General features: G+C 68.4%; 2 protein-coding genes. Both read left to right on the top strand.

Features of this window, described 5'->3' with window-relative positions; translation table 11 throughout:
• Positions 1–787 (top strand): Rossmann-fold NAD(P)-binding domain-containing protein (locus ALA01S_RS31075; protein WP_066343643.1); only part of this gene is annotated, 787 nt, incomplete at its 5' end.
• A 3-nt stretch (positions 788–790) separates the two neighbouring features.
• Positions 791–1,135: an NAD(P) transhydrogenase subunit alpha part 2 gene (locus tag ALA01S_RS31070; protein WP_066343641.1), complete on the top strand. Its 345-nt coding sequence runs from the start codon at positions 791–793 to the stop codon at positions 1,133–1,135.
• Positions 1,136–1,225: the final 90 nt, after the last annotated feature.

Raw genomic sequence — 1,225 nt, 5'->3', positions numbered from 1 at the left:
CGCGCTGGAGGCCGCGCCGCGCACCACGCGCGCGCAGAGCATGGACGTGCTCTCCTCCCAGGCCAACATCGCCGGCTACAAGGCCGTGGTCATCGCGGCCGACCGGTATCAGAAATTCTTCCCCATGCTGATGACGGCCGCGGGCACGGTGAAGGCCGCGCGCGTGGTGATCCTGGGCGTGGGCGTGGCGGGGTTGCAGGCCATCGCCACGGCCAAGCGGCTGGGCGCCGTCATCGAGGCGTCCGACGTGCGCCCTTCGGTGAAGGAGCAGGTCGAGTCGCTGGGCGCCAAGTTCATCGACGTGCCCTACGAGACGGCCGAGGAGAAGGCAGCGGCCGAAGGCGTGGGCGGCTACGCGCGGCCCATGCCTGAGAGCTGGCTGGCGCGCCAGCGCGCTGAAGTGGCCAAGCGCGTGGCGGCGGCGGACGTGGTGATCTCCACCGCGCTGATTCCCGGCCGCCCGGCGCCCAAGCTGGTGTCGGCCGAGATGGTGCAGTCCATGAAGCCCGGCTCGGTGATCGTGGACCTCGCCGCGGCCAACGGCGGCAACTGCGCGCTGACCGTGCCGGGGCAGACCGTGGTGCAAAACGGCGTGACCATCGTCGGCGAGACCAACCTGCCTGCGCTGGTGGCGGCGGATGCCTCGTCCCTTTACGCGCGCAACGTGCTGGACTTCCTGAAGCTGGTGCTGCCCAAGGACGCCGCCGCCGTGAACGTGCCCATGGACGACGACATCGTGGTCGCCTGCCTCATGGCGCGCGACGGACAGATCACCAGAAAGGGGTAAGCCGTGGAAGTCTCACACACCATCATCAACCTGATCATCTTCGTGCTGGCCATCTACGTCGGCTACCACGTGGTCTGGACCGTCACGCCCGCGCTGCACACGCCGCTCATGGCCGTGACCAATGCCATCTCGGCCATCGTCATCGTGGGCGCCATGCTGGCGGCGGCGCTGACGGAAACGGGCCTGGGCAAGAGCATGGGCGTGCTGGCCGTGGCGCTGGCCGCGGTGAACGTCTTCGGCGGCTTCCTCGTCACCCGGCGCATGCTGGAGATGTTCAAGAAGAAGGAAAAGAAGGCGCCGGCCGCGGCCGAAGGCGCCAAGCAGCTCAGCGGGGAGGGTGCGCGATGAGCATGAACGTCGTCACGCTGCTGTACCTCGTCGCCAGCGTCTGCTTCATCCAGGCCTTGAAGGGCCTGTCCCATCCCACGACCTCCATCC

It is taken from the genome of Azohydromonas lata NBRC 102462 (assembly GCF_001571085.1).
Lineage (GTDB): Bacteria > Pseudomonadota > Gammaproteobacteria > Burkholderiales > Burkholderiaceae_C > Azohydromonas > Azohydromonas lata.
The sequence above is the reverse complement of the archived record's forward strand: the minus strand, read 5'-3'. Positions and strand labels throughout refer to the sequence as shown.